This is a genomic window from Streptosporangium saharense, from assembly GCF_014203715.1.
Taxonomy (GTDB): domain Bacteria; phylum Actinomycetota; class Actinomycetes; order Streptosporangiales; family Streptosporangiaceae; genus Streptosporangium; species Streptosporangium saharense.
The window spans coordinates 244,560-267,258 of the sequence record NZ_JACHJP010000011.1 but is presented as its reverse complement, the minus strand read 5'-3'; the positions used below and the strand labels follow the sequence as shown (position 1 = coordinate 267,258).

The 22,699-nt window shown below is 71.5% G+C and carries 20 protein-coding genes; 16 read left to right on the top strand and 4 right to left on the bottom strand.

The window, feature by feature from the left end:
• The first annotated feature begins 2 nt into the window (after positions 1 to 2).
• From FHS44_RS34990 to FHS44_RS34940, 12 genes are all read left to right on the top strand, one after another.
• Positions 3 to 695, top strand: a complete 693-nt coding sequence (locus FHS44_RS34990; protein WP_184723168.1) for a GntR family transcriptional regulator — start codon at positions 3 to 5, stop codon at positions 693 to 695.
• Between the two features lie 9 nt (positions 696 to 704).
• Positions 705 to 1,256 carry a ferritin-like domain-containing protein gene (locus FHS44_RS34985; RefSeq protein WP_184723165.1) on the top strand — a complete coding sequence of 184 codons (552 nt, stop codon included), beginning with the start codon at positions 705 to 707 and terminating at the stop codon, positions 1,254 to 1,256.
• 99 nt (positions 1,257 to 1,355) lie between these two features.
• Complete coding sequence (locus tag FHS44_RS40445) at positions 1,356 to 3,251, top strand: S9 family peptidase (protein WP_221461649.1); 1,896 nt, start codon at positions 1,356 to 1,358, stop codon at positions 3,249 to 3,251.
• Positions 3,200 to 4,537, top strand: a complete 1,338-nt coding sequence (locus FHS44_RS40440) for a serine hydrolase (protein WP_221461648.1) — start codon at positions 3,200 to 3,202, stop codon at positions 4,535 to 4,537. Before FHS44_RS40445 ends, FHS44_RS40440 begins: the two co-directional genes overlap by 52 nt.
• A gap of 9 nt (positions 4,538 to 4,546) precedes the next feature.
• Positions 4,547 to 5,893, top strand: coding sequence for a serine hydrolase domain-containing protein (locus FHS44_RS34975; RefSeq protein WP_184723163.1), 1,347 nt, complete (start codon positions 4,547 to 4,549; stop codon positions 5,891 to 5,893).
• A complete protein-coding gene (locus FHS44_RS34970) occupies positions 5,886 to 6,764 on the top strand; it encodes a serine hydrolase (protein ID WP_184723160.1) in 879 nt (292 codons plus the stop codon). The genes FHS44_RS34975 and FHS44_RS34970 overlap by 8 nt, the downstream gene beginning before the upstream one ends.
• Positions 6,765 to 6,793: 29 nt before the next feature.
• A complete protein-coding gene (locus FHS44_RS34965; RefSeq protein ID WP_246436540.1) occupies positions 6,794 to 8,383 on the top strand; it encodes a PucR family transcriptional regulator in 1,590 nt (529 codons plus the stop codon).
• A gap of 96 nt (positions 8,384 to 8,479) precedes the next feature.
• Positions 8,480 to 10,066: an ABC transporter substrate-binding protein gene (locus FHS44_RS34960; RefSeq protein ID WP_184723154.1), complete on the top strand. Its 1,587-nt coding sequence runs from the start codon at positions 8,480 to 8,482 to the stop codon at positions 10,064 to 10,066.
• Positions 10,067 to 10,093: 27 nt separating this feature from the next.
• Positions 10,094 to 11,680, top strand: a complete 1,587-nt coding sequence (locus tag FHS44_RS34955; RefSeq protein WP_184723152.1) for an ABC transporter substrate-binding protein — start codon at positions 10,094 to 10,096, stop codon at positions 11,678 to 11,680.
• Positions 11,681 to 11,758: 78 nt separating this feature from the next.
• The gene (locus FHS44_RS34950; RefSeq protein ID WP_312863940.1) at positions 11,759 to 12,685 is read left to right on the top strand and encodes an ABC transporter permease; all 927 of its coding nucleotides are present in this window, start codon (positions 11,759 to 11,761) and stop codon (positions 12,683 to 12,685) included.
• The gene (locus FHS44_RS34945) at positions 12,685 to 14,508 is read left to right on the top strand and encodes a dipeptide/oligopeptide/nickel ABC transporter permease/ATP-binding protein (protein ID WP_184723150.1); all 1,824 of its coding nucleotides are present in this window, start codon (positions 12,685 to 12,687) and stop codon (positions 14,506 to 14,508) included. The genes FHS44_RS34950 and FHS44_RS34945 overlap by 1 nt, the downstream gene beginning before the upstream one ends.
• The gene (locus FHS44_RS34940; protein ID WP_184723147.1) at positions 14,505 to 15,188 is read left to right on the top strand and encodes an ABC transporter ATP-binding protein; all 684 of its coding nucleotides are present in this window, start codon (positions 14,505 to 14,507) and stop codon (positions 15,186 to 15,188) included. Before FHS44_RS34945 ends, FHS44_RS34940 begins: the two co-directional genes overlap by 4 nt.
• A 213-nt stretch (positions 15,189 to 15,401) precedes the next feature.
• Here FHS44_RS34940 and FHS44_RS34935 read toward each other — a convergent pair whose 3' ends face one another.
• On the bottom strand, positions 15,402 to 15,758 hold the full coding sequence (locus FHS44_RS34935) for a YdeI/OmpD-associated family protein (protein ID WP_184723144.1): 357 nt from the start codon (positions 15,756 to 15,758) through the stop codon (positions 15,402 to 15,404).
• Positions 15,759 to 15,763: 5 nt separating this feature from the next.
• Positions 15,764 to 16,177: a VOC family protein gene (locus tag FHS44_RS34930; RefSeq protein ID WP_184723141.1), complete on the bottom strand. Its 414-nt coding sequence runs from the start codon at positions 16,175 to 16,177 to the stop codon at positions 15,764 to 15,766.
• Positions 16,178 to 16,261: 84 nt separating this feature from the next.
• On the opposite strand from FHS44_RS34930, the gene FHS44_RS34925 reads away from it, so the two are divergent.
• A complete protein-coding gene (locus FHS44_RS34925; protein WP_184723139.1) occupies positions 16,262 to 17,194 on the top strand; it encodes a helix-turn-helix transcriptional regulator in 933 nt (310 codons plus the stop codon).
• Here FHS44_RS34925 and FHS44_RS34920 read toward each other — a convergent pair.
• Positions 17,191 to 18,036, bottom strand: a complete 846-nt coding sequence (locus tag FHS44_RS34920; protein ID WP_184723136.1) for an SCO6745 family protein — start codon at positions 18,034 to 18,036, stop codon at positions 17,191 to 17,193. The two genes, FHS44_RS34925 and FHS44_RS34920, sit on opposite strands and share 4 nt — an antisense overlap.
• A gap of 220 nt (positions 18,037 to 18,256) precedes the next feature.
• Here FHS44_RS34920 and efeU point away from each other — a divergent pair, with 220 nt between their 5' ends.
• Genes efeU through efeB form a run of 3 tightly spaced genes read left to right on the top strand, consistent with a single transcriptional unit; the run spans position 18,257 to position 21,564 of the window.
• A complete protein-coding gene (efeU, locus tag FHS44_RS34915) occupies positions 18,257 to 19,108 on the top strand; it encodes an iron uptake transporter permease EfeU (protein ID WP_184723133.1) in 852 nt (283 codons plus the stop codon).
• A gap of 14 nt (positions 19,109 to 19,122) precedes the next feature.
• Positions 19,123 to 20,265, top strand: coding sequence for an iron uptake system protein EfeO (efeO, locus tag FHS44_RS34910; RefSeq protein WP_184723130.1), 1,143 nt, complete (start codon positions 19,123 to 19,125; stop codon positions 20,263 to 20,265).
• Positions 20,266 to 20,304: 39 nt separating this feature from the next.
• Entirely contained in the window at positions 20,305 to 21,564 is a 1,260-nt protein-coding gene (efeB, locus tag FHS44_RS34905) for an iron uptake transporter deferrochelatase/peroxidase subunit (protein ID WP_184723127.1), read from the top strand.
• Here the strand turns inward: efeB and menC are convergent, their stop codons facing one another.
• A complete protein-coding gene (menC, locus tag FHS44_RS34900; RefSeq protein ID WP_184723124.1) occupies positions 21,565 to 22,680 on the bottom strand; it encodes an o-succinylbenzoate synthase in 1,116 nt (371 codons plus the stop codon).
• Between the last annotated feature and the right edge of the window lie 19 nt (positions 22,681 to 22,699).

Sequence of the window (22,699 nt, the reverse complement as noted above, 5' to 3'; positions counted from 1 at the left end):
AAGTGCTCGAACACCTATCCCTACCCGACACGGTACGGCTGGCGCTGCGACGCAAGATCCTCAACGACGAGCTGCCCGCGGGCACCAGGCTCGTCGAGGCGGGCATCGCCGAGGAGTACGGCGTGAGCCGGGCGACCGTGCGTCAGGCGCTGCGCGACCTGTCCAACGAGGGACTGGTCGACATCAACCCGCGCAGGTACAGCATGGTCACCCGCATGTCCACCGAGGACATCCAGGACATCTGCTACGCCCGCTGCGTCCTGGAGTCCGCCGCCGCCCGCGACGCCGTGTCCAACCTGCCCCCCGGCTTCTTCGAGCGCCTCGAACAGCTCGTCCAGGAGATGGACGGCGCCGCGCGGGCGGGTGACATGCAGGAGCTGGTGGACATCGACACCCGCTTCCACCGGGAGATCGTGCTGGCCTCGGGGCGCCGTCGCGTGGCCGAGCTGTGGGAGACCATGAACGGCCACATGTACGCCCTCATGCGTTCCTCGCTCGACCGCCAGCAACTGGAGATGGCCGAGGCCGCCGACCGTCACCGGCTCGTCATCAGCGGCCTGGCCTCCGGCGACCCCGAGCGGATCGAGTCGGTCATCCACGCCCACTACCTCGAACCCACCCTGCCCGTGAACGGCTCCCCGGACGGCGTGTTCTTGGGAGATCGCAGAGCTTGCCGTGTGGAAGAACCGGGGTAGAGGCGGGGCATGGCGGAATTTCTTACCGATATCACGGAGATCCGGGACAGAGCGCGGCATGAGATCGGCAAGGGGCCCATCACCCCCGCGTACGGTGCCGACCTGCAGCGCGTGATCCAGGTGTGCAACGAGGCGCTGGCCACCGAGCTGGTCTGCGTGCTGCGTTACAAACGGCACTACTACACCGCGACCGGCCTCTACGCGGAGCCGGTCGCCGCGGAGTTCCTCGAACACGCGGCCGAGGAGCAGGAGCACGCCGACAAGCTCTCCCGGCGCATCGTGCAGCTCGGCGGCAACCCCGACCTCAGCCCCAAGGCGCTGGCGACCCGGTCCCACACCCAGTACGACGGCAGCCTCGACCTGGTGGAGATGATCAAGGAGGATCTGATCGCGGAGCGGATCGTCATCATCTCCTACACCGAGATCATCCAGTGGCTCGGCGACCACGACGTCACCACCCGCAGGGTCTTCGAGGAGATCCTCGCCCAGGAGGAGGACCACGCCGACGACCTCAGGGGGCTGCTCGAACGGCTCCCCGCCGCCGAGGTGGCGAAGGCCTGAGGGCGGCACCGGTCCCGGTTGGAGGACGGCACAACGGGACCGGCCCGGTTCGTCGTGACGACCGAAGAAGCGGGGCGGACGGGCGCCTAGCGTTCGGACATGCCCCGCCTCTCGCTCAGCGACCTCCACCGCATCGCGGTTCCGGGAGACCCCCGGCTGCGCCCCGACGGAGGCGCCGTCGCCTACACGGTGACCACGGCCGACCGGGAATCCGACGACAACCACTCCGAGATCTGGCTCGCCGCCCCCGGCGCCGAGCCGCGCCGCCTGACGGGCGGCCCGCACGACTCCTGCCCCCGCTGGTCTCCCGTGGGCCGCACCCTCGCCTTCCTGCGGCCCGTCGAGGGCAGGCCGCAGATCCACCTGCTGCCGATGGACGGCGGCGAACCACGTCTCCTGACGGACACCCCGCTCGGCGCGGGCGCGCCGGTCTGGTCCCCCGACGGGACCAGGATCGCCTACGCGGCGCCGTACGGCCAGGCGGACCCGACGGCGCCGGTGGTGACCGACCGGCTCGGTTACAAGGCCGACGGCGCCGGGCTGCTGCGCGGCCTGACGACCCAGCTGTTCGTGGTGGAGGTCGAGACGGGCGAGACCGTCCAGGTCACCTCGGGGGACTTCCTCGCCGGAGAGCCGTCCTGGACGCCGGACGGGCTGCGCCTGACCTTCGTCGCCGACCTGGAGCAGGACCGCGACCTGGTCGTGGGCGGGGCCGCCTACTCGGTCGACGTCCCGGAGACCGCCGACGGCCCCACAAGCACGCCGGAGCGGCTCACCGGGCCGGAGCTGATCTGTGCCGGGGCGTGGTGGAGCGGCGGGCGGCTGCTGGTCGCCGCGCTGGTCGGCGGCCCCGTCGGCCACACCCGCCTGTTCCACCTGGACGACGGCACACTCACCGAGGTGACCGAGGGCCTGGACCGCAACCTGATGGTCGGCGCCCCCGGCTACCCCGGGGCGGTACCCCAGCTCGCCGGGGACGACCTCGTCTTCTGCGCCCGCGACGGCGGCTGCACGCACCTCTACCGCGCGGGCGGGGAGAAGCTCGTCGGCGGGGACCAGGTGGTCTCCGGCGTCAGCGCCGCCGCGGGCAGGATCGCCTACGTCGCGGCCACGCCGTACAGCGCGGGGGACGTCTATCTCCTGGACCTGCAGGGCGGGCTCTCGGTGACGCGGCTGACGTCGTACGCGCTGGAGGACGTGGAGCTGTTCACCCCGCGCAGCCGTACCTTCACCGCGCCGGACGGCACGCCGGTCGAGGGGTTCGTGCTGCGCGACGAGACGCTCACCGGCCCCGGGCCGCTGCTGCTGGACGTGCACGGCGGCCCGCACAACACCTGGGCGCCGGTCTTCGACGGCGTGCACCTCTACCACCAGATCCTCGCGGCCAGGGGGTGGACCGTGCTCACCCTCAACCCCAGGGGCAGCGACGGGTACGGCGAGGCGTTCTACACCGCCGTCTCCGGGGCCTGGGGGATCGCCGACACCGACGACTTCCTCGCCCCGATCGACGAACTGGTCGCCGAGGGGATCGCCGACCCGGACCGGCTCGGGCTGACCGGCTACAGCTACGGCGGCTACATCTCCTGCTGGCTGCCGACCAGGACGGACCGCTTCAGGGCGGTCATTCCCGGCGGCTGCGTCAGCGACCTGACCAGCATGGCCGGGACCTCCGACCTCGGGTACTTCCTGAAGATCCACGAGTGCGGCGGGGACGTCACGGGCCAGTCGCCCATGGAGAACGTCGGGAAGGTCACCGCGCCGACCCTCCTGCTGCACGGGGAGAACGACGACCGCTGCCCCGTGGGCCAGGCCGAGCAGTGGTTCACCGCGCTGCGCGAGCGCGGCGTCCCGGTCAGGCTCGTCCGCTACCCCGGCGGCTCCCACCTGTTCATCCTCAACGGCAGGCCCTCCCACCGAACGGACTACAACGAAAGGATCGTCGCATGGCTGGAGCAGTGGATCCCCACCGCTGGCACGACCGTCTCGCCGAGCTGATCGCCGAATACGAGGTTCCCGGCGCGAACCTGGCCTTCCTGTACGAGGGGGAGGTCCACGAGTTCGCCGCGGGGCTGCTCAACGTGGACACCGGGGTCGAGGCGACCACGGACTCGCTCTTCCAGATCGGCTCGATCACCAAGGTGTGGACCGCCACCCAGATCATGCTGCTGGTCGAGCAGGGCGCGCTGACGCTGGACACCCCGGTCTCCGAGGTCCTGCCGGAGTTCCGGGTCGCCGACCCCGAGGTGACCAAGACCGTCACGATCAGGCACCTGCTCTCCCACACCTCCGGCATCGACGGCGACCTCTTCCTCGACACCGGCCGCGGTGACGACTGCGTCGAGAAGTACGTCGCGGCCTGCGCCGACCTCGCGCAGAACCACCCGCTCGGCGCCACCCAGTCCTACTGCAACTCGGGCTTCGTCGTCGCCGGGCGCGTCGTCGAACGGCTCACCGGCAAGGTCTGGGACGCCGCGCTGCGCGAGCAGGTCATCGAGCCGCTCGGGCTGACCCACACCTGGACCCTGCCCGAGGACGTGCTGCGCTTCCGCGCCGCCATGGGCCACATGGACGGCAAGCCCGCCCCGGTCTCCAGCCTCATGCGTTCCTGCGGTCCCGCCGGGCTGGTCTCCGCCCGCCCCGCCGACGTCGTCGCCTTCGGCCGTGCCCACCTGGGCACCGGGCTGCTGGCTGACCCCCGGGCCATGTGGGAGCCGCAGGTGGACATCCCCAACCCCCACACCCTCGGCAAGCAGTGGGGTCTCGGCTGGATCCTGGACGAGTGGCAGGGCCGCAGGGTGATCTCCCACGGCGGCAACACCATCGGCCAGGCCGCCATGCTCTGGGTGCTCCCGGCCACCGACACCCAGCCGGAGGTGGTGGTGTGCTCGCTGACCAACGGCGGCCACACCGCGGCCTTCCACCACGCGCTGTCCACCGAGCTGTTCGCCGAACTGGCCGGGATCGCCGTCCCGCCCGTGCTCGGGCCGCCCGCCGAGCCGTTCCAGACCGACCTGGAGCGTTACACCGGCGTCTACGAGCGGGCAGGGAGCCGGATGACGGTGAGCCTCCGCGACGGCAGGCTGTTCCTGCTCAACGAGGTCACCGGCGCCCTCGCCGGGCTGCAGCCACCCCTGGAGATCGAGCTGGTCGCCGTTGACGACACCACCTTCGTGGGCCGCCCGGAGGGGGAGCCGCAGTGGCTCTCCGCCGTCTTCTACGAGCTCGCCGACGGCTCGCCGTACGTCCACCTCGGCGTCCGCGCCACCCCGAAGATCGCCTGAGGAGCGGAAATGCTGGACAACCTTCAGGAGCGCCTCGACGAGGCGGCCCGCAAGCACGGCGTGCCCGGCGCCTCACTCGCCCTCTGGGCGAACGGTGAGCTGGTCCAGGCCGCCACCGGTGTGGTCAACCGGGACACCGGCGTCGAGACCACCCCGGACAGCGTCTTCCAGGTCGGCTCGACCACCAAGGTCTGGACCGCCACGCTGGTCATGCAGCTCGTGGACGAGGGCCTGGTCGATCTTGACCGTCCCGTGCGGGACTACCTGCCGGAGTTCGCCGTCGCCGACGGCTCGGAGAAGGTCGTCACCGTCAGGCACCTGCTCACCCACAGCGGCGGCTTCGACGGCGACCTGTTCGAGGACACCGGGCGCGGCGACGACAGCCTGGACAAGTACATTCACTTCCTGCGCGACGCGGGGCACGTCCACGAGCCGGGAGCGCTGTTCTCCTACTGCAACTCCGGCTACTGCGTGCTCGGCGCCCTGGTCGCCCGGCTGCGCGGCACCACCTGGGAGCAGGCCATGCGTGAGCGCCTGCTCGGGCCGCTCGGCGCGACGCACTGGGCGCTGCTGCCCGAGGAGGCCATCCTGTTCCGGGCCTCGGCAGGGCACGTCGGCCCCGAGGGCGCCGTCCACCGGTCGTGGGCGATGCCGCGCTCCAACGCCCCCGCGGGCTCGACCATGTGCCTGGCCCTGCGCGAGCTGGTCCGCTTCGGACGCATGTTCGTCGCGGGCGGCGTGGCGCAGGACGGCACCCGGCTGCTGTCGGAGGAGGCGGTCGCGGCCATGCGGACGAAGCAGATCGACGTGCCCGGCGTCCCCGGGCTGCTCGCCGACCGCTGGGGCCTGGGCTTCGAGCTGTTCGACTGGGGTGGCGAGGTCTACGGGCACGACGGCGGCACGATCGGGCAGAGCACGTTCTGGCGGGTCGTGCCCGGGTCGGACTTCGCGATCGCGATGAGCGTCAACGGCGGCGCCGTCGTCGGGATGATCGCCGACCTGGCGCTGCCGCTGATCCGCGAGGTCACCGGCCTGGCCGTACCCGACCTGCCCGTGCCCTCGGAGACGCCGCAGGCTGTCGATCCCGCGCCCTACCTCGGCGGGTACGCCGGGCCGATGTACACCTGGGAGGTGGCCGAGGCCCCCGAGGGGCTCGACGTCACGCTGATCCCCGGCGAGTTCATGGAGAGCAACGGCCAGACGCGGACCACCACCCGCTTCACGCACCACACCGGCCACTCCTTCATCGCGGCCGCGCCGAAGGACGGCATGCACGAGACGATCACCTTCGTGGTCGGCGAGGACGGGCGGGCCACCCACCTGCACGCGGGGGCGAGGACGCTGCGCCATGTCTGAGGTCTCCGGCGCGCTGCGCGCGGTGTTCGAGGAGGCGGAGGCCGAGGGCTTCGTCCACGTCCGCGAGATCGACGGCGACGGCGAGGTGAGCTTCGGCGCCGACGACCCGGTGGTGCTCGCCTCGGTCTTCAAACTGCCGATCCTGCTGGAGTACGGCAGGCAGGCGGCGGCGGGCACGCTGGAGCCGACCGAGCGGCTGAGCGTGACCTCGGCCGACAAGGACGGCGGCATCGGCACCTCCGGATGCCTGGACGACGTCTCGCTCACCCTGCGTGACCTGGCCCACTTCATGATGACCATGAGTGACAACGCGGCCACCGACGTGCTGCTGCGCCGGGTCGGGCTCGACAACGTGCACGCCACGCTGCGCGAGCTCGGCCTGAAGCGGACCTGGCTGGTTGGCGGCTGTGCCGAACTGCTCGGCAGCGTGGTCACCGAACTCGGCCTGTCCGGCCTGGACGACGAGGAGCGCCTCGCCACGGTCGGCGAGGAGCAGATCAGGTCGCTGGCCGTACGTGACCCGGAGCGGACGACCTCGGGCACACCCCGCGAGATCACCACCCTGCTCGGCCTGATCTGGCGGGACGAGGCGGGTCCCGCGGCGGCCTGCGCCGAGGCGCGCAGGATCATGGGCAACCAGATCTGGCCGCACCGGCTCTCCTCCGCCTTCGGCGACGAGGTAAAGATCTCCGGAAAGACCGGGACACTCTGGGGCATCCGCAATGAGGCGGGCGTGCTTGAGTATCCCGACGGAAAGCGGTACGCGGCCGCGGTCTTCCTACGGACCCGCTCGTTCGGCCTCAGACTGCCCAGGGCGGACGCGGCCATCGGCCGTGCGGCCCGTGTGGCGATAGATCACCTGCGCGCCTGATGTCCTTGTATGTCCATTATCGTGAGCAGATGAGCAACCGGCCACGCTCCAGCCTCCGGCGCATCCTGGAAGACCTGGGAAGCACCGTGCTGGACGTGGCCGCCTCGCCCGGTGAACTCGACGCCGAGGTCACCGGGGTGCACATCTACGACCCCCTCGACGAGCTGCTGCTGCCCGAGGGGAACATCCTGCTGGCCGTCGGGGTCGAGAGCGCCGGGCAGATCTGCGCCCTGCTCGACGCGGCGGGCCCGGCGGCGGGCGTCGTCGTCAAACAGCCCGTGGACGTCGACGAACTCGTCCGCGCCAAGGTCCTGGAGACCGGCGTCGCGGTCCTCGGGCTGACCAGGGCCGCCTCCTGGGCCCAGGTGGCGGCCCTGCTGCGTTCACTGCTGGCCGAGGGCGACCTCACCGAGCCGGGGGAGGCCCCCGCCGACGACCTGTTCTCGCTGGCCAACGCCGTGTGCGCGCTGCTGGACGCCCCGGTGACCATCGAGGACCGCTCCTCACGGGTGCTGGCCTACTCGGGACGCCAGGACGAGGCCGACCCGGGCCGGGTTGAGACGGTGCTCGGCCGCCAGGTGCCCATGCGCTACCGGCGGATGCTGGAGGAACGCGGCTTCTTCAGGAAGCTCTACCAGAGCCACGAACCGGTCTACCTGGAACTCGACGGCGACAGCATCCACCGGGCGGCGGTCGCCGTACGGTCCGGTGACGAGATCCTCGGCTCCATCTGGGCCGCGGTGCGCGAGCCGCTGAGCGACCAGCGGCAGCGCGCCCTCGCCGACGCCGCCAAGATCGTCGCCCTGCAGCTGCTGCGGCAGCGGGCAGGGGCCGACACCCGCCGCAGGCTCCGCGCCGACCTGCTGTCGACCGTACTGGCCGGGGGCAGGGACGCTGCGGAGGCCGCCGGAAGGCTCGGCGTGGCCAGCGAACGCCTGTGCGTGCTCGCCGCCCAGCTCAGCGGCAGGTCGGACGGCGACGCCGCGCGCAGGGAGAGCGACAGGCAGCGCTTCTGCGACGCGCTCGCCCTGCACGTCGGCGCCATCCACCCCAAGGCCGCCGCCGCGCTGGTCGGCTCGGTCGCCTACGCCGTCCTGCCGCTGCACGCGGGCAGCGGTGGCGAGGAGGAGTCGCGGGCCGTACGGGTCGCCGAGAGCTTCCTGGCCCGCGTCGGCCCCAGACACCCCGCCAACATCGGCGTGGGCCGCCTGGCGGGCAACCTGTCCGAGGTGGCCAGGTCCAGGGCCGACGCCGACAGGGCGCTGCGCGTGCTGCGCGCGCGGGACGCCTCCGGCGCCGTCGCGGGCTACACCGGCGTGCACTTCGAGGCGCTGCTGCTGCAGCTCGCCGACCTGGCCGAGGCCGAGGAGCAGACGCCGACCGGCCCCTACGAACGGCTGCTCGCCTACGACGCCGAACACGGCAGCGAGCTCGTCCCCACCCTGCGGGCCTACCTCGACGCCTTCGGCGACGTCAACGCCGCCGCGGCCAGGGTCCACGTGCACGCCAACACCTTCCGCTACCGGCTCAAGCGGCTCACCGAGATCGGCGGCCTCGACCTGGGCGACTCCGAGGCCAGGCTGACCGTGATGCTCCAGATGCGGATCTTCGGCAGATAACACGACGCGTGACCCGCTTTTTGTGATTGAGCACGAAGAACGAGCCGCACGAAAGAGCGAGTGTGGGGCATCGCCCCCCACCTTCCTGGAGTCCCGATGAAAAAGACAGGACCGGTGGCAGCGCTCGCCACTTTGAGCCTGCTCGTGGCCGCCTGCGGCGGCACATCCGATGACCCGTCCGGGAAGCCCGCCGAGGGAGGCACCTTCTCCTTCGCGCTCAGCGCCGATCCCGGGGCGCTCGACCCGGCCACGGCGGTGCTCTCGATCACCAACACCGTGCTCTCCCTGGCCTACGACCCGCTGGTCTTCACCGCCCCGGACGGGAAGATCGTCCCCGGCCTCGCGGAGAAGTGGGACGTCAAGCCCGACGCGGTGACCTTCACCCTGCGCAAGGACGTCACCTGTTCGGACGGCTCCAGGCTCACCCCGGCCGACGTGGCCGAGAACGTCAACCACATCGCCGACCCCGAGACGAAGTCGCCCGTGTACGGCGTGCTCGTCCCGGTCGGCATGAAGGCCGAGGCCGACGACGCGGCGGGCACCGTCACGCTCTCGACCCCGGAGCCGTTCAGCTTCATCCTGGAGAACGCGGCGCAGCTCTTCGTGGTCTGCGGCAAGGGACTCAAGGACCGCGCCTCCATCGCCCACGCCACCTCCGGCTCGGGGCCGTACACCCTGACCGAGGCCGTGCCCAGCGACCACTACACCTTCACGGTCCGCAAGGACTACGCCTGGGGGCCGAACGGCGCGAGCGTCAGGAACCAGGGGCAGCCCGAGAAGATCGTGCTGCGGGTCGTGCCGAACGAGCAGACCGCCGCCAACATGCTGATCTCCGGCGACCTCAACGGCGCCGTCGTCTACGGCGCCGACCGCAGACGGCTTGAGGCGACGCCGGGGGTGAACAAGCTCGTCCTCGCCATGGGCAACGGGCAGTTCTTCTACAACCAGGACGACGACCGCCCCGCCAAGGACCCCGCGATCCGCAGGGCCCTCACCCAGGCGATCAACCTCCCCGAACTCGCCGGAATCGCGTCGAGCGGCACCGGGCGGCCCGTCAGGGGACTGGTGATGGACCCCAAACCCTGCCAGGGCGACGGCGTCACCGGCCACGTCCCCACCTTCGACCCGGCAGCCGCCTCCGCCGCGCTCGACGCCGCCGGGTGGAAGGCAGGGGCCGACGGCGTCCGCGTCAAGGACGGCAAGCGGCTGACCATACGCCTGCTGTACGCGACCACGCGAGGCGCGGGCGTCCTGGCCGCCAACGAGTATCTCGCCCAGTCCTGGAAGAAGGCGGGCGTCGAGGTCACGCTGAACGGCGTCATCGACACGAAACTGTCGGAGTCGCTCAACGCCGCCCAGGACTGGGACGCGGTCTGGCTGCCGATCGGCGTCACGCTCCCCACCCAGCTCGTCGGATTCCTGTCCGGCCCCTCGGCGCCCAAGGGCGCCAACTTCGCCCATCTGAGCAACGAGCGCTACGAGAAGCTGGTCGCCGAGGCCGTGACCAAGCCCGGCGAGGAGGGCTGCAAGCTCTGGACCGAGTCCGAGTCCGCCCTCTACGACGCCGCCGACCTCGTTCCGGTCGTGGAGAACACCGTCCTCGTCGCCCAGAAGGGCGCCACCTTCGACTTCCCCGCCGCCTCGTTCTCTCCCACCACCATCCGGATGACCTCGGCGCGCTAAGTGGCAAGAATCGTTTCTGGAGTTCCGATGAAGAAAACAGCTCCGGTGGCCGCCCTCGCCACCCTGAGCCTGCTCGCGACCGCCTGCGGCGGCACGTCCGACGGCCCGTCGGGCAAGGCCGCTGAGGGAGGCACCTTCTCCTTCGCGCTCAGCGCCGACCCCGGGGTGCTCGACCCGGCCATGGGTGTCCTCGGGGTGACCAACACCACGCTGTCCCTGGCCTACGACACCCTGGTCGCCAACTCGCCCGAGGGGAAGATCCTTCCCGGGCTCGCCGAGAAGTGGGACGTCAAACCGGACAGGGTGACCTTCACCCTCCGCAAGAACGTCACCTGTTCCGACGGCTCCAAGCTCACCCCCTCCGACGTGGCCGAGAACGTCAACCACATCGCCGACCCGGCCACCAAGTCGCCGGTGTACGGCGTGCTCGTCCCGGTCGGCATGAAGGCCGAGGCCGACGACGCCGCGGGCACCGTCACGCTCTCCACGCCCCAGCCGTTCAGCTTCATCCTGGAGAGCAGCACGCTGATGTTCGTGGTCTGCGGCAAGGGGCTCAAGGACCGCTCCTCGATCGCCCACGCCACCTCGGGCTCTGGGCCGTACACGCTGACCGAGGCCGTGCCCAGCGACCACTACACCTTCAAGCTGCGCGAGGACTACGCCTGGGGGCCGAACGGCGCCGCGACCAAGGGGTCCGGCATGCCGGAGAAGGTCGTGCTGCGGGTCGTGCCGAACGAGCAGACCGCCGCCAACATGCTGATCTCCGGCGACCTCAACGGCGCGATCATCTACGGCGCCGACCGCAAACGCCTCGAAGCCACCCCGGGGATGGGCAAGGCGACCATGTCGGCGGGCAACGGGCAGTTCTTCTACCACCAGGGCGACGACCGCCCCGCCAAGGACCCCGCGATCCGTAAGGCCCTCACCCAGGCGGTCAACCTCCCCGAACTCGCCGGAATCGCATCGAGCGGTACGGGACGGCCGGTCACCGGGCTCGTCGGCGACCCCAAGCCCTGCCAGGGCGACGGCGTCACCGGCCACGTCCCCGCCTTCGACCCGGCAGCCGCCTCCGCCGCGCTCGACGCGGCCGGGTGGAAGGCCGGAGCAGACGGCGTCCGCGTCAAGGACGGCAAGCGGCTGAGCCTGCGCCTGCTGTACGTCACCACCAAGGGCGCGAGCACCCAGGCGGCCAACGAGTATCTCGCGGCCACCTGGAAGAAGATCGGCGTGGACGTCACGCTGAACGGCGTCATCGACACCAAGCTGTCGGAGTCGCTCAACGCGACCCAGGACTGGGACGTGGTCTGGCTGCCGATCGGGGTGACCCTGCCCACCCAGCTCGTCGGGTTCCTGTCGGGACCGGCCGCGCCCAAGGGCGCCAACTTCGCCCACCTGGCCAACGAGCGCTACGAGAAGCTGGTCGCCGAGGCCGTGACCAAGCCCGGCGAGGAGGGCTGCAAGCTCTGGACCGAGTCCGAGTCGGCCCTCTACGACGCCGCCGACCTGGTGCCGGTCGTGGAGAACACCGTGCTCGTCGCCCAGCGGAACGCCACGTTCACCGTCCAGGCCGGACTGTTCGTGCCGACCTCCATCCGGATGACCGAGGCGGGCTGAGTGGCCGGCATCCCTCGTCCGAGGGGCCGCCGCCCGGCCACGGCCGGCGGCTCCCGGGGCCGTGCGCGGGGGGCGTTCGTGCTGCGGCACCTCGTCCGGTTCGTGATCTCGCTGGCCGTGCTGCTCGTCGCCTCGTTCGCGATGATCCACCTCATTCCGGGCGACCCCGTGCGCGCCTCGCTCGGCCAGGCGGCCCCGGTCGAACTGGTCGAGGCCAGGCGCGCGGCACTCGGGCTCGACCAGCCGATCCTCACCCAGCTCGCCTCCTACGTGGGCCACGTGGTCTCCGGCGACTTCGGCACCTCCTTCCTCAGCGGGGAACCGGTCGGCGAGGTCATCGCCTCCCGGCTGCCGAACACCCTCGCCCTGGCCCTGCTCGCGACAGTCGTCGCCCTGCTGGTCGCGGTCCCGCTCGGCATGTGGGCGGGGGTCCGCACCGAGAACGGCCGCAACCGCGGCACCGAGGCCGCCTTCACCTCGGCCACCGGTACGGCGGTCGCGATCCCGGAGTTCCTCTACGCCATCGCCATGGTCGCCCTGTTCGCCATCGGGCTCGGCTGGTTCCCGCCCGCGGGCAAGGGCGGTCCCGAGTCCTACGTGCTGCCCGTCCTGGCCCTGGCCATCGCCCCCGCCGCGATGATCGCCCGCATCTCCCGGGTGGAGACGCTGCGCGAGCTGGGCAGCGACTACGTACGGCTGGCCCGCGCGAAACGGCTGCCCTCCGCCCGTGTCCACCTGCGGCACGTCCTGCCCAACACGCTCACCGCGACCCTCACCGTCGGCGGCCTGCTGCTCACCGGCCTGATCGCGGGAAGCGTGCTCGTCGAGTACGTCTTCGCCTGGCCGGGGCTCGGCCTGCGGATCGTGGAGTCGATCACCCAGAAGGACTATCCCGTCGCCCAGGGCGTGATCCTCGTCTACGGCGCCATCGTGCTCGTGGTGAACCTGCTCGTGGACGTGCTGCTCGGCCTGCTCGACCCGACCTCCGCCCTGAAGGAGACCTGATGCGGCACCTGCTGCGCACCCCCGCGGGGCTCGCCGGGACCGTACTGGTCACGGCCATGGTGGTCCTGGCCGTCATCGGGCCGCCGATCTGGGGGGCCGAGGCCGAGCACATCGACCCGGCGGTCATCCTCCAGGGCGTCTCGGACGCCCACCCCCTCGGCACCGACAACCTGGGCCGCGACATCCTGGCCAGGGTGCTCGTCGCCGGACGGCTCTCCCTGGTCCTGGCGCTGCTGACCACGCTCATCGGCGCGGTCGCGGGCGTCGTGCTCGGCGCGCTGCCCTCGGTGCTGCCCCGCAGGGGCGCCCGCCTGGTCACCGGCACGGTCAACGCGCTGGTCGCCTTCCCCAGCCTGCTGCTGGCCATGTTCACCGCGGTGATCTCCGGGCTTGGCGCCAGGGGAGCGGTGCTGGGCATCGGCGTCGCCCTCGCCCCGGGCTTCGCGCGGCTCACCCAGACGCTCGCCGCCTCCGTCGCGGGCGCCGACTACGTGGCGGCGGCCAGGATGCTCGGCGTCCCCCGCCTGCGGATCATGACCCGCCACGTCCTGCCCAACATCGCCGAGCCGCTGATCCTCAACCTCACCCAGGCCCTGGGCAGCGCACTGCTCGCCCTGGCCGGGATGTCCTTCCTCGGGCTCGGCGTGCAGCCGCCGTCGTTCGACTGGGGACGGCTGCTGTTCGACGGCTTCGGCCGCATCTACGACACCCCGGCCGTCGCCCTCGGCCCCGCCGTCGCGGTCGCGCTCGCCGGAATTGGGTTCAACCTGCTCGGGGACGCCCTGGCCAGGGCCGCGGCACGCGGCAACGCGACGGTCAGGGCCGTCCCGGGGGCCGGGGCCGTACCGCACGAGGAGAGCGAGCCCGACCCCGAGGCCGTCCTTGAGGTGCGCGACCTCACCGTCACCTTCCCCGGCGGCGTGACCCCGGTCCGCGGCCTGTCGCTGACCATCGCGCCCGGCGAGATCGTCGGCCTGGTCGGCGAGTCGGGCAGCGGCAAGAGCCTGACCGCCTCGGCCGTCGGCGGCCTGGTGCCCTACCCGGGCGAGGTGACGGCGAGCAGGATGCGACTGTGCGGCAACGACCTCGACGACCTCACCGAGCAGCGGCGCCGCAAACTGCTCGGCACCTCCCTCGCCATGGTCTTCCAGGACCCGATGGCCTCCCTCAACCCCGCGCTGCGGATCGGCGGCCAGCTCGCCGAGGTCGCCACCGTGCACCAGGGGGCCACCCGTGCCCAGGCCTGGGAGCGGGCGGTCGACCGCCTCGACCACGTGCGCATCCCCGAACCGGCGCGCAGGGCCCGCCAGCACCCCCACGAGCTGTCCGGCGGCATGCGCCAGCGCGTGGTGATCGCGATGGGCCTGATGGGCACCCCGAGGCTGATCATCGCCGACGAGCCGACCACCGCGCTCGACGTGACCGTGCAACGGCAGATCCTGCGCCTGCTGCGCCAGGTGACCGCGGAGACCGGCGCCGCGACCCTGTTCATCTCCCACGACATCGCCGTCGTCGGGGAGCTGTGCCACCGGGTCGTCGTCATGTACGCGGGCCGGGTCGTCGAGGAACTGCCCGTCGAACGGCTCGCCACCGGCGCCGCCCACCCCTACACCCGCGCCCTGGTCGCCTCGCTGCCCGACATGGAGACCGACAGGTCCCAGCCGCTGGCCAGCATCCCCGGCCGCCAGCCCGCCCCCGCGGAGGTCGGCCCAGGCTGCGCCTTCGCCGACCGCTGTGAGCTGGCGAGCGAGCGCTGCGCCGAGCTGCCACCCCTCGTCCCGTACGGCAAGGCACACCGCGTCGCCTGCTGGGAGGCATCGTGATCATAAAGAACCTGACGGTGCGGTTCGGCGCCTTCACCGCGGTCGACGACGTCACCCTGGAGATCCCGCAGGGGGCGATCGTCGGCCTGGTCGGGGAGTCGGGCTCCGGCAAGTCCACCCTGGCCAAGGCGGTGACCGGGCTGGTGCCGTACCGGGGGGAGATCACCGGGGCCGACCCCCGGCGCATCCAGATGGTCTTCCAGAACCCCTACGCCTCCCTCGACCCCAGGATGACCGTGGGCGCCTCGGTCGGCGAGGGGCTGCGCCTGCCCCGCGCGGAACGCCAGGCCGAGGTCGAACGGCTGCTGTCGCTGGTCTCGCTGCCCGCGACCCTGGCCGGACGCTACCCGCGCGAGCTGTCGGGCGGCATGCGGCAGCGGGTCGCGATCGCCAGGGCGCTGGGCGCCCGGCCCGAACTGCTGGTCGCCGACGAGATCACCTCCGCCCTGGACGTCTCCGTGCAGGGCGCCGTGCTCAACCTCGTCCGCTCGCTGCGCGAGGAACTCGGCCTGTCGATGCTGTTCATCTCGCACAACCTCGCCGTGGTCCGCTACGTCGCCGACGTCGTCGCGGTGATGCACCAGGGAAAACTCGTCGAGACGGGACCGACGGAGGAGGTCGTCGGCGCTCCCCGCCACGACTACACCCGCTCTCTGCTGGAGGCGGTGCCTCGCCTCTAGACTGTGCCTTTTTGCGCCGCCTGCGGCGGCGCGGGCTTGGGCGCCTGAAGTCGGTGACTTCCCTCGTCGCTCCTCCGCTTCGCTCCGTCGCTCCTCAGTCCAGCTCACCGACGCGCCCAAGCCGAAACTCCTCACGCACGGCACCGGTAAACCCAGATCAAAACCGTTCACCACGATTGGGGCGGTCTTCGGTGCGGGGTGTCGGGGCAGGTCTCAAGCGGGCCAGTGGCCGGTGGTTTTGGCGGTTTTGATCGCGGTGTGGCCTGCGGGGAGCATCCGGCCCGCGGCTGTCAGGGCCTCGGCCTTGGCGGCGTTGATGGCCGACCAGGGGCTGCGGCGGGCGCGGGGGGAGTAGCGCTGCAGGTAGTAGTTGTCGTCGAGGGCCCTGCGGTGGCTGTCGATCCAGCCGTGGCACAGGGCCTCGTCGAGCGCTTCGCCGAGGGTGACGGTTCTCGCGTTGCCGTTCCTCTTGGCGATCATGAGCCAGACGTCGGAGGCGCTCTCGTGGTGCTCGGTGAGCCAGGCCTTCCAGGCGGCGGCGTCGTCGAGGAGCAGGGGAGTCGTGGTCATCGTGGTCAGCCCTTCCGGCCCGCGAGGACGTTCGTGTAGTGGTCGTTGATCATGATGCCGAGGATGTTGCCGAACGGGTCGCGCACCGAGGCGGTGACGAACCCCGGGCCACGCTCGGTCGGCTTGTCGAACGGGGTCGCCCCCAACTCCAGCAGCCGGTCCCAGGTCGCCTCCAGGTCCTCGACGGCCCAGTAGACGATCGCCCCGCCGCCCTCGGCGCTCCACCCCTCCGGGGCGAAGCGCGCGTCGATGACGCCGAGTTCGTGCTGGTAGTCGCCGACCCGGAACTCCACGTAGACCGGGTCGCCCTGCTCGGGCCGCTGGAAGTAGGCCTCCAGACCGAGGAACTCGGCGTACCAGTCACGGGCGGCGGCGACGTCGTGGGCGTAGAAGCTGATGGTGGTGAGTCCGCGGAGCATGTCTTTCCTTTCGGTGGCCTGTGAGATCGATGCTGCCAGCCAAAGTGCTCACCAAATGAGCATTTTTCCTGACAGGATCGAAACATGAGAGCCGATCGTCTGGTGGCCGTCCTCCTGCTGCTGCAGGCCCGAGGCCGAGTGACGGCGACGCAGGTCGCCGCCGAGATGGAGGTCTCGGTCGCCACGGCCCGCCGCGACCTGGAGGCCCTGTCGGCCGCGGGCATCCCCGTCTATCCGCAGGCCGGACGCGGCGGCGGCTGGGCGCTGCTCGGCGGCGCCCGCACCGACCTGTCCGGGCTCAGGGCCGCGGAGGCCAGGGCGCTGTTCCTGCTGCTCGGCCCGGCCGCCGCGATCGCGCCGGAGGCCAAGGCGGCGCTGCGCAAGCTCGTGCGCGCCCTGCCCTCGACGTTCCGGCAGGAGGCCGAGGCGGCGGCGGAGGCGGTCGTGGTCGATCCGGCGGGCTGGGGCGAGCACCGCCGTACGCGGCCCGCGCTCGTCGACCTGCTGGAGGACGCGGTGGTCCGGCGCAGGAAGGCCCGCCTCACCTACTCGGGGCGGGAACGCCTCGTCTCGCCGCTCGGCCTCGTCGACAAGGACGACACCTGGTACCTCATCGCCGAGACCCCCGACGGGCGGCGGACCTTCCGCGCCGACCGGATCACGGACGCCGAGATCACGCAGGAGGCGGCCGAGCGTCCGGCGCGCTTCGACCTCGCGGCGGCCTGGGAGGAGGTCGTCACCGCGATGGAGGCGCGGCGCGCGACGACCACCGCCACCGCGACCGTCGACGCCTGCTACCTGCCCGTCCTGCGCGACCGCTTCGGCCGCCACTGCGAGGTGATCTCCCAGGGTGAGCGGGTCCGGGTCGCGCTCACCGCGCCGACCGCGCGGGACATCGCCCGCCAGCTCGCGGGCTGGGGCGACCTCGTCGTCGTGGAGGGCCCGCAGGCCGTCCACGACGAACTGGCGAAACTGGCCGCCCAGCTCACCACGCTGTACGGCCAGCGGAACCCTTAGGGCCGGGGAGCGCCGATCGGGTTGGGCACCGGGATGACGCCGGTGTCCACGAGGTGCCTGCTGAGCGGGGTGGCCAGCGCGACGACCTCCGCCACGCCCGCCTCCCCGAGGGCCGTGACCGGGTCGGCGGCAAGCCGGTCGGTCGCCTCCTCGATCTCCCGCCGCACCCGCTCGCCGCTCCCGGTCAGCCCCCCGGCCCGGTCGAGCAGCCCCAGGGCGACGAGCCTGCCGTGGCTCTCCCGCCACTCCTCGTCGCTCCAGCCCCTGCTGATCTGGATGGACTCCCTCGTGATCGCCCCGGTGGCCACGTGGGTGAGGATGGCGTCCAGGCCCCGCAGCCCGGCGTGCACCGCCGCGAGGACGTGCCCGTCGCCCCGGTGCTCACGGAGCACCGTCGCGGCCAGCCACACCCGCCCGACGACATCCGAAGGAATGGGCACGCCGGACCACCCGGCCGCCAGCGCCCTGCCCTCGAACCGGCATGCCCCCACGGCCGTCTCCAGGAGCGCCGCCAGCCGTTCCAGCCCGTCCCGCCCGGCGGGAAGCGCCCTGTCCAGTACGGCGCGCACGGCGTCGAACCGGGCGGCCAGCACGTCCTGGGGCGAGGCGTGGGCCCAGGCGCCGGGAAGCGCTTTCGCCACCCTGCCGGGGGCGAAGCCGTACAGCACGGCGGAGGCCGTGGCGGCGTCGACCGGGCCGAGCGGCGCGACCCTGCCGGTGAAGTAACCCGCCCACCACCCCGGCACCCCCAGTGCCTTGGCGGCCCGCGCGGGCTCCGGCGTGAAGTAGACCACGGCGTGCAACGGTTCGACGGCCTCCCAGAGCCGTCTCGCCTGGTTCATGGGCGCCCTCCCTTCCTCGGGTCTCCAGGGTGCTGGCCGTACCGGACGAAGGACAGTGCCAATTTCGGAAAGTGGACCATGAGCCGGGGGTGAACCCGTGTGAACCGGGTTATCGCCTGGGAGAACTCGACCCCGGGGTGGAAAAGGAGCATCCTCGGGTGGAGAGTAAGGTTGCCCTGCCCTAAATTAGGTATGCCTAAGTAGTTCTCCGGGAGTCCAGGTGTTCGCCAGCTACCTCATCGGACTGCGAGAGGGCCTGGAGGCGACCCTCGTCGTCTCCGTCCTCGTCGCCTTCCTCGTCAAGAGCGACCGGAAGAACCGGCTCCCCCAGGTCTGGGCGGGCGTCGGCGCGGCCGTCGCGCTGTCCATCGGGTTCGGTGCCCTGCTCACCTTCACCGCGGCGCACCTCAGCCACGGCCAGCAGGAGCTGTTCGACGCCGTCACCTCGCTGCTGGCGACCGTCTTCGTCACCTGGATGATCTTCTGGATGCGCCGCGCCTCCCGCTCCCTCTCCGGGGAACTGCGGGCCAGGCTCGACGAGGCCATCCAGGTCGGCACGGGCGCCGTGGTGGTCATGGCCTTCCTGGCCGTGGCGCGCGAGGGGCTGGAGACGGCCCTGCTGTTCTTCGCCTCCGTGCAGGGCGCGACGACCTCGGCGACCCCGCTGATCGGCATCACCCTGGGCATCCTCACCGCGGTCGTGCTCGGCTGGGGCCTGTACCGCAGCGCGCTGCGGATCAACCTGACCGTCTTCTTCACCTGGACCGGCCTGCTGCTGATCCTGGTCGCGGCCGGCATCTTCAAGTACGGCGTGCACGACCTGCAGGAGGCGAACGTCCTGCCCGGCCTGTCCAACTACGCCTTCGACATCAGCTCCGTCATGCCCGCCGACTCGTGGTACGGCGCGCTGATGGCCGGAATGTTCAACATCACCCCGCAGCCGAGCGTGCTGGAGACCGCCGCCTGGCTCCTGTACGTCGTCCCCACCCTCATCCTCTTCCTGCGACCCCAGCGCAGGCGGCCCGCCCCCACCTCTCCCGTCTCCGTCTCCGACCCGCGCTCCGCGGCATGAAACCAGGGTTCAACATGCGTACTCCCATCGTCGTCGTCCTCGGATCCCTCGCCCTGGCGAGCCTGACCGCCTGCTCGGGGGGCGCCACCCCCGCCGCGAGCCCGCAGGCGGCCGGCAACTCGGCGGGCGGTCCCATCACCGTCGCCGCCAGCGACACCGAGTGCAAGGTCGCGACCACCGAGGTCGCCGCGGGCACCTCGACCTTCACCATCACCAACGGCGGCAGCAAGGTCACCGAGTTCTACGTCTACGCCCCCGGCGACCGGGTGATGGGCGAGGTGGAGAACATCGTGCCCGGCCTGACCCGCGAGGTGATCGTCGAGCTGCCCGCGGGCGCCTACGAGACGGCCTGCAAGCCGGGCATGACCGGCAAGGGCATCAGGGGCCCGCTGAAGGTGACCGGCGAGCACAAGCCGCTCAGCGACGACGCCAAGCTGGCCGAGGCGACGGCGGGCTACAAGCGCTACGTCAAGACCCAGAGCGACGCCCTGCTGACCAAAACCCAGGAGTTCGTGGACGCGGTCAAGGCGGGCGACATCGACAAGGCCAAGGCGCTCTTCCCGGTCGCGCGGACCTACTGGGAGCGGATCGAGCCGGTCGCGGAGATCTTCGGCGACCTCGACCCGGCCATCGACGCCCGCGAGAACGACCTCGCCGAGGGCGAGAAGTGGACCGGCTTCCACAAGATCGAGAAGGACCTCTGGGTCACCAAGGACATCGGCAAGGACGGCCCCATCGCCGACAAGTTGATGACCGACATCAAGACCATCGTGGAGAAGGCCAACGGCGCCGAGATCTCCCCGGTGCTGCTGGGCAACGGCGCCAAGGGCTTGCTGGACGAGGTGGCCTCAGGAAAGATCACCGGTGAGGAGGACCGTTACTCGCACACCGACCTGTGGGACTTCGACGCCAACCTCCAGGGCTCGAAGGCGGCCGTCCAGGCGCTCAGGCCGGTGCTTGAGGAGCGGGCCCCCGACCTGGTCAAGACGCTGGACGAGAGGTTCGCCGCGACCGAGGCGGAGCTCGGCACGCACCGCGCCGGTGACGGCTGGAAGCTCCACAACGAGCTGACCAAGGACGAGCTGAAGAAGCTGTCAGACTCGATCAACGCGCTGTCCGAGCCGATCAGCAAGATCGCCGCGATCGTGGCGAAGTAGCCGGGGCCAGCGGCGCGGGCCGTACGGAACGGAGAAGGCATGAGTGAGCGGATCAGCCGCAGGAAGCTGTTCGGCCTGGGCGCCGCGGGGGTCGCGGCGGCCGGGGCGGGCGTGATCGCGCTGCGCGCGGGCGAGGAGGAGCACGCCCCGACCGCCGCCCACGTCGCCGCCGCCGGTGGCGCGGTGCCCTTCTACGGCGAGCACCAGGCGGGCATCATCACCCCCGCCCAGGACCGGCTGCACTTCGTCTCCTTCGACGTCATCACCGACAAGAAGGCCGAGCTCGACGAGCTGATGCAGGAGTGGACGGCGGCCGCGGCCCGGATGACCCAGGGCAAGGAGGCGGGCACCTTCGGCGCGGTCGGCGGCCTGCCCGAGGCCCCGCCCGACGACACGGGCGAGGCGCTCGGGCTGCCCGCCTCGGGGCTCACCCTGACGGTCGGCTTCGGCGCCTCGCTGTTCGACGACAGGTTCGGCCTGGCGAGCCGCAGGCCCGCCGCCCTGGCGCCGCTGCCGAAGTTCCCCGGCGACGCCCTGCTCCCGGAGATCTCCGGTGGTGACATCTGCGTCCAGGCGTGCGCGCACGACCCCCAGGTCGCCGTGCACGCCGTACGCAACCTGGCACGGATCGGGTTCGGGCGGGTCTCGGTGCGCTGGTCCCAGCTCGGCTTCGGCCGTACCTCCTCGACCTCGCGCGCCCAGGCCACCCCGCGCAACCTGATGGGCTTCAAGGACGGCACGAACAACCTCAAGCTTGAGGACGAGGCGCTGCTCGCCGAGCAACTGTGGGTCGCCCCCGGCGACGGCCAGGACTGGATGACGGGCGGCAGCTACCTGGTCACCAGGAAGATCAGGATGATGGTCGAGACCTGGGACCGGGCCCCGCTCGACGAGCAGCAGCAGATCTTCGGCCGCGACAAGGGCGAGGGCGCCCCGCTGGGGAGGAAGGCCGAGTTCGACCCGCTCGACTTCGCCGCCAAGGACGCCACGGGCCAGCCGCTCATCAAGGCCGACGCCCATGTGCGGCTGGCCCATCCCAGCAACAACGGCAACGCCCACCTGCTGCGCAGGGGCTACAACTACGTGGACGGTTCCGACGGTCTCGGCCGCCTGGACGCGGGCCTGTTCTTCATGGCCTACCAGCGTGACCCACGGCGCCAGTTCGTCCCGGTCCAGCTCTCCCTGGCCAGGAACGACGCGCTCAACGAGTACATCAAGCACGTGTCGAGCGGCCTGTTCGCCTGCCCCGGCGGGGTTCGCGACGCCGGGGACTACTGGGGCAGGGCACTGCTCACCTGATCAGAGCGGGATCCACTCGGTGGAGACCGTGACCTCGTCGAGCAGCTCCATGATGGGTTCGACGCCGATGCCGGGCCCGGTCGGCACGGGCAGGTAACCGTCCTGGAGCACGAACGGGGCCGTGATGTCGGTGGTGTAGTAGCGGCTCGACGCCGAGGTGTCGCCGGGCAGCGTGAAGCCGGGCAGCGCGGCCAGGGCGAGGTTGGCGGCCCGGCCGATCCCGGTTTCAAGCATGCCGCCGCACCAGACGGCCACCCCGTGGGCGCGGGCGAGGTCGTGGATGCGCCTGGCCTCCAGATAACCGCCGACCCGGCCCGGCTTGATGTTGATGATGGAGCACGACCCCAGGGTGATGGCGGCGGCGGCGTGCTCGGCGGAGTGGATGGACTCGTCGAGACAGACGGGGGTGCTCAGCCGCCTGGCGAGCTGGGCGTGCTGGACCAGGTCGTCGTCGGCCAGGGGCTGCTCGATCAGCAGCAGGTCGAAGGGGTCGAGCTTGGCCAGGTGGGGCGCGTCGGCGAGGGTGTAGGCGGCGTTGGCGTCGGCCTGCAGCAGCAGGTCGGGGCCGAAGCGCTCCCTGACGGCGCGGACGGGGGCCACGTCCCAGCCGGGCTCGATCTTGAGCTTGATGCGCCGGTAGCCCTGGTTGACGTAGTCGTCCACGGCGTCGAGCAGGGCCGGGACGGAGTCCATGATCCCGATGGAGACGCCGCAGGGGACGGCCGGGACGGCGGCGCCGAGATAGGAGCCCAGGGACTGCCCCGTGGTGCGCAGCCCGGCGTCGAGCAGGGCCGTCTCCAGGGCGGACTTGGCCATCTGGTGGCCCCGGTAGCGGCGCAGGGCGCGGTTGACGGCGTTGATGTCGAAGGGCGCCTGGGCCAGGTGGGGCGACAGCGCGGGGACGAGATAGCGGCGCAGCACGTCGATGGCCGTCTCGGTGTACTCGGGGGAGTAGAGCGGGGCGGTCATGGCGGCGCACTCGCCCCAGCCCTCGGTGTCCGGCGTCACGGCCCGCACCAGGAGGGTGTCGCGGTGGTGCTCGGTGCCGAAGGAAGTACGGAACGGGGCGATGAGGGGCATCGTGATGCGGCGGAGTTCGATTCCGGTGATCTTCATGGTGTCCTTTGCGGTGCCT

What these genes read in the sequence shown, in the direction of transcription:
- FHS44_RS34960 (WP_184723154.1), top strand. Translation starts at nt 8,480, where the DNA reads ATGAAAAAGACAGGACCGGTGGCAGCGCTCGCCACTTTGAGCCTGCTC.
- FHS44_RS34930 (WP_184723141.1), bottom strand. Translation starts at nt 16,177, where the DNA reads ATGCTCCGCGGACTCACCACCATCAGCTTCTACGCCCACGACGTCGCC.
- FHS44_RS34975 (WP_184723163.1), top strand. Translation starts at nt 4,547, where the DNA reads ATGCTGGACAACCTTCAGGAGCGCCTCGACGAGGCGGCCCGCAAGCAC.
- FHS44_RS34970 (WP_184723160.1), top strand. Translation starts at nt 5,886, where the DNA reads ATGTCTGAGGTCTCCGGCGCGCTGCGCGCGGTGTTCGAGGAGGCGGAG.
- FHS44_RS34925 (WP_184723139.1), top strand. Translation starts at nt 16,262, where the DNA reads ATGAGAGCCGATCGTCTGGTGGCCGTCCTCCTGCTGCTGCAGGCCCGA.
- FHS44_RS34935 (WP_184723144.1), bottom strand. Translation starts at nt 15,758, where the DNA reads ATGACCACGACTCCCCTGCTCCTCGACGACGCCGCCGCCTGGAAGGCC.
- FHS44_RS40445 (WP_221461649.1), top strand. Translation starts at nt 1,356, where the DNA reads ATGCCCCGCCTCTCGCTCAGCGACCTCCACCGCATCGCGGTTCCGGGA.
- FHS44_RS34955 (WP_184723152.1), top strand. Translation starts at nt 10,094, where the DNA reads ATGAAGAAAACAGCTCCGGTGGCCGCCCTCGCCACCCTGAGCCTGCTC.
- menC (WP_184723124.1), bottom strand. Translation starts at nt 22,680, where the DNA reads ATGAAGATCACCGGAATCGAACTCCGCCGCATCACGATGCCCCTCATC.
- FHS44_RS34965 (WP_246436540.1), top strand. Translation starts at nt 6,794, where the DNA reads ATGAGCAACCGGCCACGCTCCAGCCTCCGGCGCATCCTGGAAGACCTG.
- FHS44_RS34985 (WP_184723165.1), top strand. Translation starts at nt 705, where the DNA reads ATGGCGGAATTTCTTACCGATATCACGGAGATCCGGGACAGAGCGCGG.
- FHS44_RS40440 (WP_221461648.1), top strand. Translation starts at nt 3,200, where the DNA reads ATGGCTGGAGCAGTGGATCCCCACCGCTGGCACGACCGTCTCGCCGAG.
- FHS44_RS34920 (WP_184723136.1), bottom strand. Translation starts at nt 18,036, where the DNA reads ATGAACCAGGCGAGACGGCTCTGGGAGGCCGTCGAACCGTTGCACGCC.
- efeB (WP_184723127.1), top strand. Translation starts at nt 20,305, where the DNA reads ATGAGTGAGCGGATCAGCCGCAGGAAGCTGTTCGGCCTGGGCGCCGCG.
- FHS44_RS34945 (WP_184723150.1), top strand. Translation starts at nt 12,685, where the DNA reads ATGCGGCACCTGCTGCGCACCCCCGCGGGGCTCGCCGGGACCGTACTG.
- efeO (WP_184723130.1), top strand. Translation starts at nt 19,123, where the DNA reads ATGCGTACTCCCATCGTCGTCGTCCTCGGATCCCTCGCCCTGGCGAGC.